Genomic DNA, 17,286 nt, shown 5'->3' on the forward strand with positions numbered 1-17,286 from the left:
GGTAGCGTGGTAGAAGTGGTGGTTCGTAGGAAATCTCGCGAGCCATAGGGGCATGCCCTGCGGCTTGAAGGAATCTGGCCGCGCCATGACAGTCCGCACCCGCTTCGCCCCTTCCCCGACCGGGTATCTGCACATCGGAGGCGCGCGTACCGCGCTCTTCAACTTCCTCTTCGCCCGCCACCATGGCGGCCAGTACCTGCTGCGAATCGAGGACACCGATAAGGCGCGCAGCACCCAGGAAGCGGTGGACCAGATCATCAAGAGCCTGGACTGGCTCGGCCTCTCGCCCGACGAACCGCCGGTGATGCAGAGCGCGCGGGAGGCCCGCCATGCCGAAGTGGCGCGGGAGCTGCTGGAGCAGGGCAAAGCCTATTACTGCTTCTGCACGCCCGAGGAACTGGCCGAGATGCGTGAGACGGCCGCCAAGGAAGGCCGCCCGCCGCGCTACGACGGCCGCTGGCGCGACCGCGACCCGTCCGAGGCCCCGGCTGGCGTGAAGCCCGTGATCCGCATCAAGGCGCCGCGCGAAGGCGAGACGGTGATCCGCGACCTCGTCCAGGGAGAGGTACGGGTGAAGAACACAGAGCTGGATGACATGATCATCCTGCGTTCGGACGGCACGCCGACCTACCTGCATGCCGTGGTGGTGGATGACCATGACATGGCTATCACCCATGTCATCCGCGGCGACGATCACCTGACCAACACGTTCCGCCAGGTGATGATCTATGATGCCATGGGCTGGAGGCGCCCGTATTTCGCGCATATCCCGCTGATCCATGGCGCCGATGGCGCCAAGCTGTCCAAGCGCCACGGCGCGGTAGGCGCGCTGGAATTCCGCGACCAGGGCTTCCTGCCCGAAGCCGTTTGCAACTACCTGCTGCGCCTCGGCTGGGGTCATGGCGATGAGGAATTCGTGCCGCGTCAACGTGCGATCGAACTCTTCGACCTCAAGGATGTCGGCCGCGCCGCCTCCCGCATGGATTATGCCAAGCTGACGCATCTCAACGCGCAGTACCTGCGGCAGAAAGACGCGGATGCGGTGGCTGGCGACGTGCTGTCCATCCTGCGCGCGCGCGGCCCGCTGCCGGAGGGCGCCGCCGCCACGGTGCGGGCCCTGATGCCGGACGTGCAGCCGCGCGCCCGCACACTGATCGAGGCCGCCGACATGTGCGGCTTCGCGGTGGCCAGCATTCCGCTGACCTTCGAGCCCAAGGCCCAGGCCCAGCTGACGTCCGAGGCAAAGGAGCGGCTGCTCGACATCGCTTCCTTCCTGGAGGAGGCCCCCTGGGAGCGCGCCGACCTGGACAAGTGGCTGCGTGACTACGCCGAGGTGAAGGGCCTGAAGCTGGGCGCCGTGGCACAGCCGCTGCGGGCAGCACTGACCGGCAGCACCCAGTCTCCGCCGATCGACGCCGTGCTCTTCGCCCTGGGCAAGGGTGAGGCCCTGGCCCGTATGCGCGCCGCCGCCGCCTGACCGAAGGAGGAAACCTTCTCATGGACGAGATCCTGCTCTCCACCCTGCGCGCGCTGCAGCCCGAACTGGCTGCCATCCGCCAGGACATCCACGCCCATCCCGAGATCGGCATGGAGGAGGAGCGCACCTCCGCGCTCGTCGCCGCCAAGCTGCGGGAATACGGGCTGCAGGTCGAGGAAGGCGTCGGCAAGTACGGTGTAGTGGCCACGCTGAAGGGCCGCCTGCCTGGCCAGCGCGCCATCGGCCTGCGCGCCGATATGGACGCGCTGCTGATCAACGAGGCGACGGGCCTGCCCTATGCCTCCACCCACAGCGGCAAGATGCATGCATGCGGCCATGACGGCCACACCACCATGCTGCTGGGCGCGGCCAAGTACCTGGCGCAGAACCCGGATTTTGGCGGCACCGTCCACTTCATCTTCCAGCCGGCCGAGGAAGGCCGTGGCGGCGCCGTCGCCATGCTGAAGGACAAGCTCTTCGAGCGCTTCCCGGTCGATGCAGTTTATGGCTTGCACAATGAGCCGGGCATGCCGCTGGGCCTCTTCTCCACCCGCACCGGCCCGGCCATGGCGGCCAGCGACCGCTGGGAAGTGACCTTCCGCGGCACCGGCGGCCATGGCGGCGCGACGCCGCATCTCTCCACCGATGTCACCATCGTGCTGGCGCAGTTCGTGATGGCGCTGCAGACCGTCGTCAGCCGCAACGTGGCCGCCGTGGATTCTGCCGTGATCAGCGTCGGCGCCATCGAGGGCGGTTCCTTCGGCTCCACCAATGTCATGCCTGCCGTCATGCGGATCGGCGGCACGGCGCGTTCCTATACCCCGGCGGTGCGGGACCTGCTGGAGCGCCGGATCGCCGAGCTGGCGCATGGCATCGCAGCCAATTTCGGCTGCACGGCGGAACCGGAATATCACCGCGGCACCACCGCCCTGGTGAACCATCCGGAACAGACGGCCATCGCCGTGGCCGCCGCCGGCGCATTGATAGGCGACGGCAAGGTCGACTCCAATGCCCCGCCGACCACGGGCGGCGAGGACTTCGCCTTCATGCTGGAGGCACGCCCGGGGGCCTTCATGTTCATGGGCCAGGGCGCCGGTGGTGCGACCTCTGAGGGCCTGCATACGCCGACCTACAACTTCAACGACGACGCCATTCCCTATGGCATCGGCTATTGGGTCAGCCTGGTCCGGCAAGAGATGGGCGCGGCGGCCTGAGGGCCTTCACGCTCCGTTAAGTCCGGGTCCGCTAGTCTCCCTCCATCTCTGGAGGGAGGCCAGAATGGCCCTGGATGCACCGGACCGGCGGTTGATCGCCTATACGCTCGACAGGCCCCTGCCGCCGATCATGCCGGCGCCCGTGCGGCGGGATTGGATGGATGCCTCGCCGCAGGGCTTCGCCTACCGCTGCCTGCCCCTGACCATCGCCAACAGCCATGGCTGGGTGCTGCTGGGCGAAAGCACCTTCGATGCCGTCTGGAACGGCGGAGACCAGCCCGGCGACATCGAGATCACCGTCATCGGCGATGCTGTCTCGCCGCCTGTCAGCCACTTTGGCGCCGGCATCCTCACCTTCCACGTCAGTGCCTTGCTGCGCACACCGCCTGGGTTCAACCTCTGGGTCTCCGGCCCGCCCAATGCGCCAAAGGACGGCATCGCTCCCCTCTCCGGCGTGGTCGAGACCGATTGGGCACCGATGACCTTCACCATGAACTGGCGCTTCACCCGCCCGCATCACTCCGTGCGCTTCACGGCCGGTGAGCCGGTGTGCTTCTTCTTCCCCGTGCCGCGTGACCTCGTGATGGCCATGCAGCCAGAAACCCGCGCCCTGGCCGAAGACCCTGCCTTGCACGCCGCCCATCACGGCTGGCGGCAATCCCGCAACGGCTTCAATGCCGCGCTGAAGCAGGCGGGGAGCGAGGCCCAGGCCCAGGGCTGGCAGCGGCATTACCACAGAGGCCTGGCCCCCACTGGGGAAAGCGCGGTCCATGGACATGCCACAAAGGTCCAGGCCCGCCCTTTTCCCTCCTAGAGAGGCAGGGTCACCAAGGCCACCAGACCGCCTTCGGGCCGGTTCCGCAGCACCACGTCGCCGCCATGCGCACGCAGGATGTTGCGGGCAATCGGCAGGCCGAGGCCGGTGCCGCCTGTCTCCCGGTTCCGACTGACTTCCAGCCGGCGGAAGGGCTGGAACACGGCTTCCAGGGATTCATCGGGGATACCCTCGCCCTTATCCTCCACCCGCAGGGTCAGGATGCCGTGGGAGGGCGCCTCCATCACCACATGCGCGGTGCCCCCATAGTTCAATGCGTTGGCAACGAGGTTTGCCAATGCCCGCTTCAGGGCGATGGGGCGGCCGCGAATTTTCTGCCGGTCAGGCCCCCGGTAGGAAATCGCTTCCGGCGGCAGTTCCGGGCGGGCATCGGCGGCCTCGTCCAGCACGGTGCGGCACAGCGCCGCGAGGTCCAGCGCCACTGAAGGCTCGGTGGCTGAATCATCGCGGGCGAAGGCCAGGGTGGCGTTCACCATGGCCTCCATCTCATCCAGGTCCGCCAGCATCTTGCGGCGCTGCTCGTCATCCTCCAGGAACTCGGCGCGCAGCCGCAGGCGGGTGATGGGGGTGCGCAGGTCATGGCCGATGGCGGCCAGCATCTGGGTGCGGTCGCCGACGAAGCGCCGGATCCGTTCAGCCATGGTGTTGAAGGCTCGTGCGGCGGTGACAACCTCGCTGGGCCCGACTTCCGGCAGCGGCGGCGCATTGACATCGCGCCCCAGCCGGTCCGCGGCATGGGCCAGGGCGGAAACCGGCCGCACCAGTCGGCGGGTCGCCCAGAGGATCAGCGCCAGGGCGGCGCCGGTCATGAGCATGAAGGCAATCAGGAAGGTCTCGGAATGCCAGGGGCGCGGCGGCGGCAGCGTCAGCCACATGTTCAGCCAGGGGCCGTCCGGCAGGCGCATGGCCACCACCAGCATGCCCGGGCGCGGACCGCTCGCCACCAGGGCCTCGCGCGGGCGGAAGCGCGGTGGGCTGGAGGCGATGAGATCGAGCTGGAACAGCCGCACCAGGGCCAGCGGCGCGCGCGGCATGCCGGGCCGTACGGCGGGCATGTCGGAAAGGTCCGCGGCCAGGCCATCCGGTAGCTCGATATCGAAGAGCATGGATTCGCGCCGGTCCGGCGGCGCCAGCATCACGGTGCGCCAGATCCCGAAGGCACGCGCGCTGATCTCCCGCGAGACGCCAAGGCGCTGCAGGTCCACCCGGTCCAGGGCATGGATGGTCAGCCCCGCCGCCTGCACCAGCATCAGCGCCAGGGTCAGGAAGACGGCGGTGCGGCCTGCTAGGCTGCGCGGCAGCAGTTGCCGCATCATCGCAGGCTCACCCGGCGGTGCCTTCCACCCGCTCCGAGGTCTTGTCCACCGTCGCGGCCAGAACATACCCGCCACCACGCACCGTCTTGATCAGGCTGGGGTTGCGCCCGTCGTCCTCCAGCTTGCGCCGCAGGCGGGAAACGGCGACATCGATGGCTCGGTCGAAGGGTCCGGCCTGGCGGCCCCGCAGCAGGTCCATCAGCATGTCGCGCGTCAGCACCCGGTTCGGGCGCTCCACCAGCACCATCAGCAGCTCGTACTCGCCGCCGGTCAGCGGCACCTCCACGCCTTCCGGGTTCAGCAGGCGGCGCCGGGCGGGCTCCAGCGTCCAGCCGGCGAAGCGGATCGCCTTCGGCGGCGGCTCCTGGCTGCTGCCGCTCTCCCCATTGGCGCGGCGGAGCACGGCACGGATGCGCGCCAACAGCTCCCGCGGGTTGAAGGGCTTGGCGACGTAGTCGTCGGCGCCAAGCTCCAGCCCAACGATACGGTCGGTCTCCTCGCTCATCGCCGTCAGCATCACGATGGGCACATCGGACTGGCCCCGCAACCAGCGTGCGAAGTCCAGCCCGGATTCGCCCGGCAGCATCAGGTCCAGCACCACCAGGTGGTAGCGGCCGAGCGGCCAAAGGCGGCGGGCCTCCCGCGCATCGCGCGCGGCGGTCACGCGGCAGGACTGCCGTTCGAGGAATTTCGACAGCAGATCGCGGATTTCCCGGTCGTCATCGACAACAAGGATATGCGGAGGCGGTTCCATGACTTCGACCATAGCAATGATATGGCATCAACGCCGTCAGCCATTGTTACAGGCTTTTGCCGCCATGTGCCTCGTTTCCCTTCGTTGCAATTCGACAGCCGCCGCATGAGCGAAGCGACCCCGCCGCCCTGGTTCCGCCCTGGAATCGAAGCCCTTTGTGTTCTGGAGCCGGATTTCGCCCGCATCGAGCCGGCCGCCGGCCCCCTGCCCTGGCGCTGGCGCCCGCGCGGCTTCGCCGGGCTGGTGCGGACGGTGCTCGGGCAGCAGATCAGCAACCAAGCGGCCGGGGCGATCTGGCGCCGCTTCGCCGCCCTGCCAGGGGCGCTGGAGCCAGCCGGGACATTGGAGCTGACCGACGAGCAGTTTCGTGCCGCCGGCCTGTCCCGCCCCAAGGTGGCGCATCTGCGCGCCCTCGCCTCGGCTGTCCTGGATGGAAGGCTGCGGCTGGATGCGCTGGGCAACATGCCGGATGCGGAGGCGGTCGCGCATCTCGCCGCGCAACGGGGGCTCGGCCCCTGGACAGCACAGGTGCATTTACTCTTCGCCGAGGCGCGGCCGGATGTCTTTCCGCATGGGGACGTTGCCCTGGCCGCCTCGCTGGCACACCTGAAGGGCTGGCAGGAACGGCCGACACCGCGCGCCTTGACGCTGATGGCGGCAGCCTGGAGCCCCTGGCGCTCACTGGCGGCAAGGCTGCTCTGGCATCACTGGCGATATGCCACCGGGCGGCCCGCTGGCGAGTCCGACTAGGCTGTGCCACTTTGCCTGCCATCATGCCCAGCCTCCGCCTTTCGCGCCGCGTTGCCGCCACCGGCGCGCCCCCCATTCCCGCCGCCCGCGCCTGGGCCGCCCGTTACCAGGGCGGTGCTGGGCCGATGATCGACCTGACGCAGGCGGTCCCTGGCTACCCGCCGCACCCGGAGATGCTGGAACGGCTGGCCAGCGCCGCCGGCAGCCGCGCCTGCGCCGGCTACGGTGCCATCGATGGCGACCTGCCGCTGCGCGAGGCCCTGGCGGCGGATGTATCCGCCTTCTACGGGGCAGAGGTCGGCGCCGGAGAGGTGACCATCACCGCCGGCTGCAACCTGGCCTTCACCATGGCCATGACGGTTCTGGCCGGTACCGGCGATGCCGTTCTGCTGCCCACGCCCTGGTACTTCAACCATCGCATGGCGCTGGAACTGCTCGGCGTCGACGCCCTGCCCTTCGAGACCCGCGCCGAGGACGGCTTCGTGCCGGACCTGGAGCGGCTGGAAGCGGCGCTGACGCCGCAGGTCCGGGCGGTAGTGCTGGTCAGCCCCAACAATCCCACCGGCGCCATCTACCCACGCGAGGTCATTGCCAGCATTGCCGCCATCTGTCGCCGCAAGGGCGTCTGGCTGGTGCTGGATGAGACCTATCGCGACTTCCTGCCTGAAGACGCCTGCCCGCCGCATGACCTGTTCCAGGACCCGGATTGGCGGGATGGGGTGGTGCAGCTTTATTCCTTCGCGAAGTCCTATTGCATCCCGGGGCACCGCGTCGGCGCCATCGTGGGCGGCGGCGCATTCCGCGCCGAGTTGCTGAAGCTGGTGGATACCATGCAGATCTGCCCGCCCCGGGCGGCGCAGACAGCACTGGCCTGGGCCGTGCCGGCGCTGCGGGACTGGCGCCTGGCCAACCGTGGCATCATGCAGGGGCGTGCCGCGGCCTTCCGGAGTGCGATGCAACAGGCGCCGGAATGGCGTATCGACGCGCTGGGGACATACTTCGCCTACCTGCGGCTGCCGGCCCATGCGCCGGATGCCCTGCGCGCCGCCGAGATCCTGGGCAGCGAACATGGTTTGCTCACCTTGCCCGGCCCCTTCTTCGGGCCTGGGCAGGAGCGGCACCTGCGCCTGGCCTTCGCCAATGTCGAGGAAGCGGCGCTGGCGGCCGTGCCGGACCGCCTGCGCCTCAGCGCAAAGGTTCCGGCCTGACCGGAACCGCGTCACCACCGGCGCGGCGGCGGGGCGACGGATAACACTGGCGGCGACGCCGGGTGGTGATGGCGGCCTACGGCGGCGGTGGCTGAGCCTCCGCCTCGCCGGAGGTAGACATGGTCACTGCGCCGGCCAGTCCCAGGGTGGCCGCCAATTGGAACAATCAGCGGCGTCTCAGCACATCCACCTCTGCATGCCTGTGCGCCGGGAGCCAACGCGGCCCGGCCACCTCGTTCCATGGAAGAGGCGTAAGCTAAGCCGTCAGCCAGAGTGCGGCCCAGGCGACCAGCCAGCCTGCCAGAATACCGACGATGCCACCCAGCATGCCCTCCCGCAGCAGCGGGTGCAGGCGAAGGTTCAGCAGCGCCAGCCGGAGGCGGCGGAGCGGGGATGCCCGCGCCACCTGCCAGGAAGCGCGGGACGGCCAGTGCGGCCGCTGCCGCAGCGGGGGAGTAGCGAGGGAGAAGGCAGGTTCCTGCGGCATGGGAAGAACATGCACATAAAGAGAACTTCACCGTCAAGCCGCTTTTGAACCCTTTTTGTTCTCATCCTCCAGGGTGTTGCGGCGGCGCTACGAAGCGCCGCCGGAAGCCTCAGCCGATCTCGCCGAGCACCGCGTCCACGCCTTCCAGGAAGCGGTCCGCGTGCTCACGCTGGAAGACCAGCGGCGGGCGGATCTTCAGCACATTGGCATGCGGCCCCGCGGCGCTGATCAGGATGCGGCGTTCCCGCAGGCCATTCACCAGCTTGGCCGTGCTTTCGCCATCCGGCTCCCGCGTGGCACGGTCCCGCACCAGCTCCACCCCGATGAAGAGCCCGGCGCCCCGGACGTCGCCGATGACCTCATGTCGCTGGGCCAGGCCGCGCAGCCCCTCGCGCAGATAGGCGCCGACATCCCGGGCGTTCTCCAGGATGCCCTCGCCCTCGATCACCTCCAGCACAGCCTGCCCCACGGCGCAGGAGACCGGGTTGCCGCCGAAGGTGTTGAAGTAGCGGGTGCGCTCGCCAAAGCGGTCCAGGATCTCCGGCTTGGCGACCATGGCGGCGATGGGGTGGCCGTTGCCCATGGGCTTGCCCATGGTGACCATGTCCGGCACCAAGCCGTGGCGCATGAAGCCCCACATGGCCTCACCGGTGCGGCCGAAGCCCGGCTGCACCTCGTCCGCGATGAAGAGGCCACCCGCTTCGCGGATCGCCGCCACCGCCGGCTGCAGGAAGCCGGGCGGGTCGGAGAAGACACCGTCGCTGGAGAAGATGGTGTCCACCAGCAGCGCGGCGGGACGGATGCCATGCGCGACCATGTCGGCGATGGCTTCCCGCACGGCGCGGCCGAAGGCCTCGCCGACATCCTGGCCGCTGGCACGGTACAGATCGGGCGCCGGCACCGTGCGGACATGAGCACCCAGCGTGATGCCATCTCCCAGCGAGGGAGACATCTCCGAGATCGCGACGGTGACACCATGATAGGCCAGCCGCGTCACGATCATGCCGGTGCCGCCGGTGAAGCTGCGGGCGGCGCGATAGGCGAGGTCGTTCGCCTCGCTGCCGGTGCAGGTGAACATCACGTGGCTCAGCTCGGGCGGGAAGTAGCCCAGCAGCTTCTCGGCATAATCGAGGATGGTGTCGTTCAGGTAGCGGGTATGGGTGTTCAGCACCGCCGCCTGCCGCGACAGCGCCGCCACCACATGCGGGTGGCAATGCCCGACGCTGGCGACGTTGTTGTAGACATCGAGGTAAGCGTTGCCGTCCGGGTCGTAGAGCCAGACCCCCTCGCCCCGCACCACATGCACCGGGTTGGCGTAGAACAACCGGTAAGCGGGGCCCAGCAGCTTCTGCCGCCGTGCGATCAGTTCCTGCTCACGTGGGGCGACGCCATTGGTGGCCTTGGCATCGAAGGCATTGATCATGCTCACGGGGCAATGGTCCTTGCGCAGGCGGCGTGGAAGATGGCGCGGGCTTCGTCGCGCGGGATGGCGGCCAGGCGCTCCAGCCCGGCCCAGGAACGTGGCGCATTGCGGAGGATATAGGCCGCGTTCTCCGGCTGCAGCCGCGCGCGCCAGCCGCTGATGGCGACGCTGATGACGCCGCGCACCGCGATCAGGTCAAAGAGGATATCCAACTCCTCCGGCAGCAGCGGACAGACGGCATGGAAGGCGGCGGCCATCTCCGCCGGTCCTTCCAGCGGATGGCCCTCCGGCTGCACGTGATAGGCGCAGGCGGTGGCGAGGTCCTGCACCAGCGGCGCATGCACCATGTCGCCGAAGTCGATGACGCCGGCGATCTGCGCATCCTCCACCGCATCGGCCAGCACGTTATGCGGGTTGAAGTCGTTGTGGATCACCTGCTTCCGCAGGTTCCGCATCACCGGTAGCGCCTCCTGCTCGAAAACATCCAGCAGGCGCTCCGGAATGGCGCGGCGCGCAGGGTCTTCGATGGCGGCCAGCAGCTCCCGGGCGCGGGCAGCATGTTGGATGTCCCAGAGCAGCACATGGTGCTGCGCCGGGTGGCTGAAGCCTCGCAGCGCCAGGTCCAGCCGCGCCAGCAGCGCGCCGAGGTTGCGCCGCTGCGCCGGGCTGGAGGCCGTGAGGTGCAGCGGCCTTCCCGGTAGCCAGGAATAAACGCGCACCAGCCGCAGAGGCTGGCCTGGCACCTCGTAAGGCACAGTCAGGGGCAGACGGGCGCGGGGCACCGGAAGGCCGGGGTCCGACTGCGCCAGATGCAGCAGCGCCTGCCCTTGGAAGTCGGTGACGGCGGGGTCCTCGGCGGGATGGACCACCTTCAGCACGTATTCGGCGCCATCCGCCGCCCGCAGGTGGAAGTTGCGGTCGCGCTCGCCGGTCAGCGGCGTCGCCACCGCCTCCAGCCCGAAATGCAGGCGGGCCAGCGCCACCGCCTCATCGGCGGAGACTGGCGGGACGGGCGCGTCCAATACCGCGCCCAGGTGGTCAGCAGGCATCAGGTCCATCGGTTCCCGACTTGGATAGGGTGTCAGTGTCACGGCCAAGCCGATGCCGCGCAACCCGCCCGCGCCCCACTTCAGCCGCCAACCGGACCGCCACTCTCCCGCACAAAGGACATCAAGGTGCTGCGTGGCGGTACCGAGGGGTCGAACTGCGGCCAGCGCGTGCCGGGCCGCGCATAGTCCGAGCCCGGATTGGCTCCTGGCGCACGGGCCACGGTGAAAAGCGCCTGCCCGTCCGGGGTCATGGCGGCGCCGCCAATGCCGGCCGCGAAAGGCGCGCCATAGAGTGGCAGGGGCAGCCCGCGTCCAGGCCCATCCGTGTCGCAGCCATAGAGCGTGTCCGGGGCCTGCCCGATGCGCCCGGCATGGTCGGTGCCGATCCAGAGGCGCCCGCGCCCATCCACCGCCAAGGTGGTCGGCGCATCCGGCCAAGCGCTGCCGAGAGAGGCGAAGCGCGCCGGTGGCTGCCCGCCGACCAGCAGCAGGCTGGCTGCCGCGCTCTCCGCGGCATGGTCGCCACCGGCGGGGCTGATCTCCACCACATGGCCACCGCTGCTGCCGGCCAGCGGGTTCAGGGTATCCACCTGTTCCGGCCTTCGGGCCGCATTGCCGCGGCAGGCCAGGTAGAGGCGCCCGGAGCGCGGGTCGATCGCGAGGCCCGAGGGCACGTCGAAAGCCACGGCGGCTGCCTGGCTGGCGGCGGCGAGAGGGTTCAATGCAGTCTCGGCGCCACCAGGCAGCGCCACCCAGGAAAGGCCGCGCCCATTCAGCCGCGCCACGAAGAGGGTACCGGCATCCAGCGCATCCGGCGCATCAGCCGGCCCGGCCGAGATGAAGCGGAAGAGGTAACCGAAGGCGCGCCGGTCGGTCATGTAGACCACCGCGCGCCCATCCGCCGTCAGCGCCGCGGCGGCGTCACCGCGCGGAAAGCGCGCCAGCGCACTGCGCTTGGCCGGGATGGATTGCGGGTCCAGCGGGTCGAGTTCCGTCATCCAGCCGAAGCGTGTCCCCTCGGAGAAGCGCGGGTACAGGTCCCGCAGGCGGGTCAGCCAGGAAGCGGGGTCATCCTCGCCCAGAAGCAGCGTGCCCCAGGGGGTGGCGCAGCCGCCGGAGACACCTAGCAGGCCCTGTACGGTGTCCCCCACCGCCTCGGCGGCGGGGCCGGTGATGCGGCACAAGGTATCGGCCGTCAGGCGGCGGGACTGGTAGCCGCCATCGACCACGATCCAGCGCCCGCCCTGCTTCTCCAGGTTCAGCAGGGAGGCGCCCTGCATCATCGCCGCCACCGCCGGATGATCCCGCCCATCCGGGAAGGCCATGGCAGGGTCCACCGTGGGATGCGCCACGGCCAGGATGGCACGTGCCACGCCATCCGTGGCGGGCGGTGCCGGCAGCAGAGCGCAGATGCGGGCATCCCAGCCGAACTGGGCCGCGGCGGCCTGGGCGCTCGGGCGGCGCGGATTCCAGTCCGGCGCGTCAAAGGTCACGCGGTCGCCCCAGCGCAGCAGCACAGCGCGGCGATAACCGGCGGCCACCGTGTCATCCGGCTTCAGCGGCATGGCGCGCGGCGGAATGTCCAGCGTCGTCACCTGCGCCTGTGCCGCCAGCGGCAGCAGTGGCAGGGTGGCGGCACTAGCCAGGAGGTTGCGGCGGTGGAGCATCAGGCCGCCTCCTCGGCAATCGCGGGCGGCGCGAATACCGTAACTTCAGGCAAGGCGCCCTCAAAGCGTTTCACCTGCGCCAGGCAGGACTGCGCGGCGCAGCCCTGGCCAAGGCGGGAGGTGCCCACATCCTGCGTCAGCACATTGGGGTTGCCGTGGCGGTCCAGCCCGTCGCCCGCAGGATCCCACCATGCTCCGGTGGCCATGGCGACGACGCCGGCGCGGATGCCGTCATCCAGCCGCAGGCCGCCGAGACAGGCGCCACGGTCATTGAAGACGCGCACCACATCACCATCCGAAAGGCCGCGTCCGGCGGCATCGGCCGGGTGCATCAGAATGGGCTCACGGCCCCGGATCTTGTTGGCGGCGGCTACGCGCCCCTGGTCGAGTTGCCCGTGCAGGCGTGTGGCGGGCTGGTAGGAGAGCAGATGCAACGGGAAACGCGCGGCCGCGCTGGCACCGAGATACTCCGCCGGCGCCTGCCAGCGTGGGTGCCCGCCGATTTCGGCATAGCCAAAGCCGGCAATGGTTTCCGAGAAGAGTTCCACCTTGCCGGAGGGAGTGTTCAGCGGATGCGCCTCCGGGTTCCGTGCGAAGTCGGAGAAGAGGACGAATTCTTCCTCGGGCGGCGGGGTCTCGACATAGCCCTCGGCCCAGAAGCGGTCGAAATCCGGTGCATCGAAGCCGATGCGGGCGCAGGCGGCGCGCCAGCGGTCGTAAAGGTGGCGCAGCCAGGCATCCTCGTTGCGCTGCTCGGTGAAGCGGTCGCGGAAGCCCAGGGCCTCGGCGATATCCGCCAGCATGTCATGGTCGTTGCGCGCCTGGGCCTGCGGCGGAATGGCCTGGTGCATCGCCCGTACGAAGCGGTCGGAGGAGGAGGAACCGATGTCGTTCCGCTCCAGCGTAGTGGTCGCCGGCAGCACGATGTCGGCGTGGCGGGCGGGGGCGGTCCACCAGGGCTCCTGCACCACCACCGTATCGGCACGGCACCAGCCGCGCAGCAGGCGGTTGAGGTCCTGGTGATGGTGGAAGGGATTGCCGCCAGCCCACCAGATCATGCGGATGTCGGGCAGCGGGATATCGCGGCCGTTGTATTGCAGCACCTCCCCCGGCCGTTCCAGCAGCTCCGTGACGCGGGAGACGGGGATGGCGGTGCCAACCGGGTTACGGGGCGCGGGCATCGAAACGGAGGGCAGGTTCAGGCGCGGCGTGCCCATGCCGTTCATGCTGCCATAGCCGAAGACCACGCCCTGCCCCGGCTTGCCGATGCCGCCCAGCATGGAGGCCAGCGCCACCAGCATCCACCAGGGCTGCTCCCCGTGCTCGGCGCGCTGAAGCGACCAGGTGGCGGTCAGCATGGTCGGCAGGCCGGCGGCTTCCAGCGCCAGGCGGCGGATGGTGGCGGCGGGAACCTCGGTGATGGCCTCGGCCCATTCCGGTGTCTTGGGCGTGCCGTCGCTCTCGCCTAGGATATAGGGGCGTAGCTTCTCCCAGCCCGTGCAATGGGTGGACAGGAAGCCGCGGTCCTCCAGCCCCACCGCCAGGATGGCATGCGCCATGCCGAGGATCAGCGCCGTATCGGTATTGGGGCGGATCGGCACCCATTCGGCCTGCAGGAAATCCGGCGCATCGCCCCGGAAAGGCGAGATATTGACGAAGCGCACGCCCGCCGCCGCCACCTGCCGCAGCCAGGGCACGTATTCATGCGCGCCGGCACCGCCCGCCGTGATCAAGGCATTCTTCAAGGGCAGCCCGCCGAAGCACAGCATCAGCTTCGTGTGCTTCACGATACTGGGCCAGTCCGTCACCTTCCCCTGGATCACGTCATTGGTACCGAGGATATGCGGCATCAGCGTCATGCCGGCGCCGTAGGAGTAATTCGTGACCTGGGTGGTGAAGCCGCCTCCCAGCCCGAGGAAGCGTTGCAACTGGCTGCGCGCATGATGGAAGCGCCCGGCCGAGGACCAGCCGTAAGACCCGCCCAGGATGGCCGCATGGCCAAATTCGGCGCGCACCCGCCGCGTCTCCTCCGCCACCAGCCGCGTGACCTGATCCCAGGAGACCGGCACGAAGGCGTCTCCGCCGCGAAGCGAGCCCCGCCGCTCCCCGCGCAACCAGCCGGTGCGGACGTAAGGCCGGTCGATGCGCGTGCGGGCATGCACGGCATCCGGCACGGATTGGATCAGCGTGCTCGGTGAAGGATCACGGGCAAAAGGGCGCACGCCGGCGACGCGCCCATCCTCAACAATCGCGTCGAAGCTGCCCCAGTGCGCGGCGTGCGGTTTGATCTCGACCATGGGGCAACTCCTTCTCCGGGCGGCGGAAGCTAGGGCGCTTTCAGCCTGCCTGCCAGTTGCGGATGGCCTCGCTCGGCCAGAGCAGCATCAGGACATTCAGCGTCAGGTTGTCCCGGATCGCCAGCAGCGCCGCCAGTTCCAGCGCCAGCACCAGCAGCACCGAGGCCCAGACCGGCAGACGCGCCGCCAGCGCGAAGCCCAGCAGCATGGCCACCAGATCAGCCAACGAATTCACCACGCTGTCGCCGGTATAGCCCAGGGCGATGGTCGCATCGCGGTAGCGGCCGATCACGGCGGGGGTATTCTCCACCACCTCCCAGGCCGCCTCCACCAGCGCAGCCAGCACCGCGCGCAGCGGCAGCCCCTTCCCTGGAAGCAGCCAGCGCGCGGCGGCATAGAACAACAGCCCATGCACGATATGGGAGGGCGTGTACCAATCGCTGAGATGCTGGGAATTACCGGCGCTGTTCACCTCCCCATGCCACAGATCAACAGCGCCGCAGGTGCAGATGAGCACGCGCCCCATGGCCAGCTCGACGGCAGCCATCACCACCGCGATGCCAAGGATGGCGAGGCCAGCCCTGCTCCACTCCCGCCGCCTGGCTTGGTTCACCTGCATCGTCTGCCCCCCTTTATGCTGCCCCGCTATGTCCCGCAGCAGCTTCCGCCGCAACCAGGCGACAGTTCCTGGCGCGGCGGAATTGCCGTAAGGGCCTAGGCATGACCCAGCAGGTTCAGCACGGCGCTTCCCTTGACTGGCGCGCCCCCACGTTCCCCCTTGCGATCGCCGCGCTGGTCGCGCCCCTCGCCGCCGTGCTGCAGTCCAAGGCCATGTCCCCACTGGGACTGGTGGCCTTGCTGGCCTGCATCCTGCTGGCGCGGCTGCGCCAGGGCGCCTGGCCCTGGCCACGCGGCGCCGCCTTCTGGTCGGGCATGGCCCTGGCAGGCTGGGGTGCGCTCTCGGCTCTCTGGGCCATCGACCCAAGGCGCAGCTTCTCCGAAGGCCTGACGCTGATCGGCATGGTGCTGCTTGCCGGCGCGGCGGCCCACGCAGCGGCACAGGATGCGCCCGAACAGCGCTGGAAGCTGGGCGGCGCCTTGCTGATCGGCCTCGGCATCGGGCTGGCCGCCGCCTTGTTTGACCATCTCAGCGGCAATGCGCTGCGCGCCGGTGTGCGGGGGCTGCAGGAAGTCCCAGCCAGCCTCGCCTTCGGCCTGAAACCCGCAGCCTCCGTGATGGCTTTGCTGCTGCCGCTGCTGGCGGGCGCCCCGCTCGCCCCGCGCTGGCGCATCGCGGCTTTGCTGCTGGGTCTCGCGATCCTTCTGGCCATTCCGGGGGACACCGCCAAGCTGGCGGCGGTGGCGGGTATTCTGGTGGCTGGTGCCGTGGCGCTCGCCCCGCGCCGGATGCCGCGGGTGGTGGCGGTGGCGCTGGCGGCCGTGCTGCTGGCGACACCTGCGCTGCTGGCACCCGCCATTGGCTTGATCGGTGCGCGGGTGGAGCGGCTGCCGCCTTCCGGCATCCACCGCCTGTTGATCTGGGATTTCGCGCTGGGCAAGGCGGAGGAGAAGCCGCTCACCGGCTGGGGCATGGAATCCGCCCGCATCATTCCGGGCGGCGAAGCGCGGCCTGACCCGCTGCGCCTCGGCGTGGCAGACCCGAACCTGCTGGCCTGGTTCACTCAGCCGCAGCTCCGGCTGCTGCCGCTGCACCCGCATAACGGGCCACTGCAGATCCGGCTGGAGCTGGGATGGGTCGGTGCCGCGCTGGCCGCTCTGGCCTTGCTGATGCTGGGGCTGGCGGCGGCGCGCTGCGCGGTGCCCGCAGCCGCCGCCGGCGCCTTGGCTTCCGGCTTCGTCACCTTCTTCGCCAGCTTCGGTGTCTGGCAGAACTGGTGGCTTTGCGCAGCGGCGCTGGCACTCGCCATGGCCGCCGCGCTGCCGGCAAGGCGCTAAGGCTTACGCCGGCACCTTGCTGGCGAAATGGGCGGCGAAGCGGGCCACGATATCCGTCAGCTTTTCCACCAGCACCTGGCCGGTCTCGGCCGAGCAGAGCTTCGGGTCACCCTGGGCGACACCGTCGTGATAGGTGTCGTCGTACTCCATCGGCAGGCCGATCTCGGCGCCATTGAAGCTGGCGGTGCCCAGGCCAGTATAGGGCAGGCCCAGGATGCTGTCCTTCTTCAGCGACTTGCCTTCCGGGATCAGGTCCTCGCGGATCAGCTCGGGGAAGAGATGCATGCCGATGCTGGTCAGCGGGTCGGCGCCGTGGCCGGAGACCGCCTTGGCCTTCTCCGCGCCGATCAGGCCGGGCAGCAGGCCGTAGCTGATGCGCCAGAGGTAGAGGCTGGGCAGCACCACCTTCTTCTCCTGCCACAGCGTGCGCGCCACCTCGGCGATCGGGCCGACATTGCCGCCATGGCCGTTGATGACGACGATGCGCGTCAGGCCGTTGCGGTGCAGGCTGGCCACCATGTCGGTGATGACGCTGGCCAGCGTCGCCTGGCTGATGGCGATGCCGCCGATCATCGGGCCGAACCAATCGGCGCCGCCGAAGGGCAGCACCGGCGCGACAAAGGTCGGCGTGCCGGCCTCGGTGGCGCGGATGGCGGCGAGTTCCGCCACCTTCTCCGCCAGCAGGTAATCGCCCATGGGCGCGTGCGGCCCCTGGTCCTCGTGGCTACCCATCGGCAGCAGAATGATCGGATTCCTGGCGAAGGCTTCGCGCCCCTCCCCACCGGTCAGCGTGCCCATGTGAACCTTGGGCTTGGTCAGTGCAGCCACCAGTCTTCACTCCGTTCTTTTCGTT

General features: G+C 69.3%; 15 protein-coding genes. 6 read left to right on the forward strand and 9 right to left on the reverse strand.

The annotated features are described in order from the left end of the window. The first annotated feature begins 85 nt into the window (after window positions 1–85). From gltX to IBL25_RS00720, 3 genes are all read left to right on the forward strand, one after another. Entirely contained in the window at window positions 86–1,477 is a 1,392-nt protein-coding gene (gltX, locus tag IBL25_RS00710; RefSeq protein WP_187776622.1) for a glutamate--tRNA ligase, read from the forward strand. Between the two features lie 20 nt (window positions 1,478–1,497). Continuing rightward, the gene (locus IBL25_RS00715; protein WP_187776623.1) at window positions 1,498–2,691 is read left to right on the forward strand and encodes a M20 aminoacylase family protein; all 1,194 of its coding nucleotides are present in this window, start codon (window positions 1,498–1,500) and stop codon (window positions 2,689–2,691) included. 64 nt (window positions 2,692–2,755) lie between these two features. Next, the gene (locus IBL25_RS00720; protein ID WP_187776624.1) at window positions 2,756–3,505 is read left to right on the forward strand and encodes a DUF6065 family protein; all 750 of its coding nucleotides are present in this window, start codon (window positions 2,756–2,758) and stop codon (window positions 3,503–3,505) included. Here the strand turns inward: IBL25_RS00720 and IBL25_RS00725 are convergent. Next, window positions 3,502–4,842 (reverse strand): ATP-binding protein, encoded by a 1,341-nt coding sequence (locus tag IBL25_RS00725; protein ID WP_187776625.1) that lies wholly within the window; start codon window positions 4,840–4,842, stop codon window positions 3,502–3,504. The two genes, IBL25_RS00720 and IBL25_RS00725, sit on opposite strands and share 4 nt — an antisense overlap. A 7-nt stretch (window positions 4,843–4,849) precedes the next feature. Further along, window positions 4,850–5,596, reverse strand: coding sequence for a response regulator (locus tag IBL25_RS00730; RefSeq protein WP_187776626.1), 747 nt, complete (start codon window positions 5,594–5,596; stop codon window positions 4,850–4,852). 105 nt (window positions 5,597–5,701) lie between these two features. Here IBL25_RS00730 and IBL25_RS00735 point away from each other — a divergent pair, with 105 nt between their 5' ends. Together IBL25_RS00735 and IBL25_RS00740 are read left to right on the forward strand one after the other, a co-directional pair. Next, on the forward strand, window positions 5,702–6,346 hold the full coding sequence (locus IBL25_RS00735) for a DNA-3-methyladenine glycosylase family protein (RefSeq protein ID WP_187776627.1): 645 nt from the start codon (window positions 5,702–5,704) through the stop codon (window positions 6,344–6,346). A gap of 23 nt (window positions 6,347–6,369) precedes the next feature. Then, a complete protein-coding gene (locus IBL25_RS00740; RefSeq protein WP_187776628.1) occupies window positions 6,370–7,554 on the forward strand; it encodes an aminotransferase in 1,185 nt (394 codons plus the stop codon). Window positions 7,555–7,810: 256 nt separating this feature from the next. Here the strand turns inward: IBL25_RS00740 and IBL25_RS00745 are convergent, their stop codons facing one another. The 6 genes from IBL25_RS00745 to IBL25_RS00770 form a co-directional block, all read right to left on the reverse strand. Next, window positions 7,811–8,041, reverse strand: a complete 231-nt coding sequence (locus tag IBL25_RS00745; protein WP_187776629.1) for a hypothetical protein — start codon at window positions 8,039–8,041, stop codon at window positions 7,811–7,813. 109 nt (window positions 8,042–8,150) lie between these two features. Beyond that, entirely contained in the window at window positions 8,151–9,464 is a 1,314-nt protein-coding gene (locus IBL25_RS00750; protein WP_194433569.1) for an aspartate aminotransferase family protein, read from the reverse strand. Window positions 9,465–9,466: 2 nt separating this feature from the next. After that, entirely contained in the window at window positions 9,467–10,513 is a 1,047-nt protein-coding gene (locus tag IBL25_RS00755) for a phosphotransferase (RefSeq protein ID WP_187776631.1), read from the reverse strand. An 80-nt stretch (window positions 10,514–10,593) separates the two neighbouring features. Further along, window positions 10,594–12,180 (reverse strand): PhoX family protein, encoded by a 1,587-nt coding sequence (locus IBL25_RS00760; protein ID WP_187776632.1) that lies wholly within the window; start codon window positions 12,178–12,180, stop codon window positions 10,594–10,596. Further along, window positions 12,180–14,477, reverse strand: coding sequence for a molybdopterin-dependent oxidoreductase (locus IBL25_RS00765; RefSeq protein WP_187776633.1), 2,298 nt, complete (start codon window positions 14,475–14,477; stop codon window positions 12,180–12,182). The genes IBL25_RS00760 and IBL25_RS00765 overlap by 1 nt, the downstream gene beginning before the upstream one ends. A 40-nt stretch (window positions 14,478–14,517) precedes the next feature. Then, on the reverse strand, window positions 14,518–15,096 hold the full coding sequence (locus IBL25_RS00770; RefSeq protein ID WP_187776634.1) for a DUF2585 family protein: 579 nt from the start codon (window positions 15,094–15,096) through the stop codon (window positions 14,518–14,520). A 101-nt stretch (window positions 15,097–15,197) separates the two neighbouring features. On the opposite strand from IBL25_RS00770, the gene IBL25_RS00775 reads away from it, so the two are divergent. Then, window positions 15,198–16,433 (forward strand): O-antigen ligase family protein, encoded by a 1,236-nt coding sequence (locus tag IBL25_RS00775; protein WP_187776635.1) that lies wholly within the window; start codon window positions 15,198–15,200, stop codon window positions 16,431–16,433. 3 nt (window positions 16,434–16,436) lie between these two features. Here IBL25_RS00775 and IBL25_RS00780 read toward each other — a convergent pair whose 3' ends face one another. Further along, a complete protein-coding gene (locus IBL25_RS00780) occupies window positions 16,437–17,261 on the reverse strand; it encodes a creatininase family protein (RefSeq protein WP_367615519.1) in 825 nt (274 codons plus the stop codon). Window positions 17,262–17,286: the final 25 nt, after the last annotated feature.

Source organism: Pseudoroseomonas ludipueritiae (assembly GCF_014490445.1).
GTDB lineage: Bacteria > Pseudomonadota > Alphaproteobacteria > Acetobacterales > Acetobacteraceae > Pseudoroseomonas > Pseudoroseomonas ludipueritiae.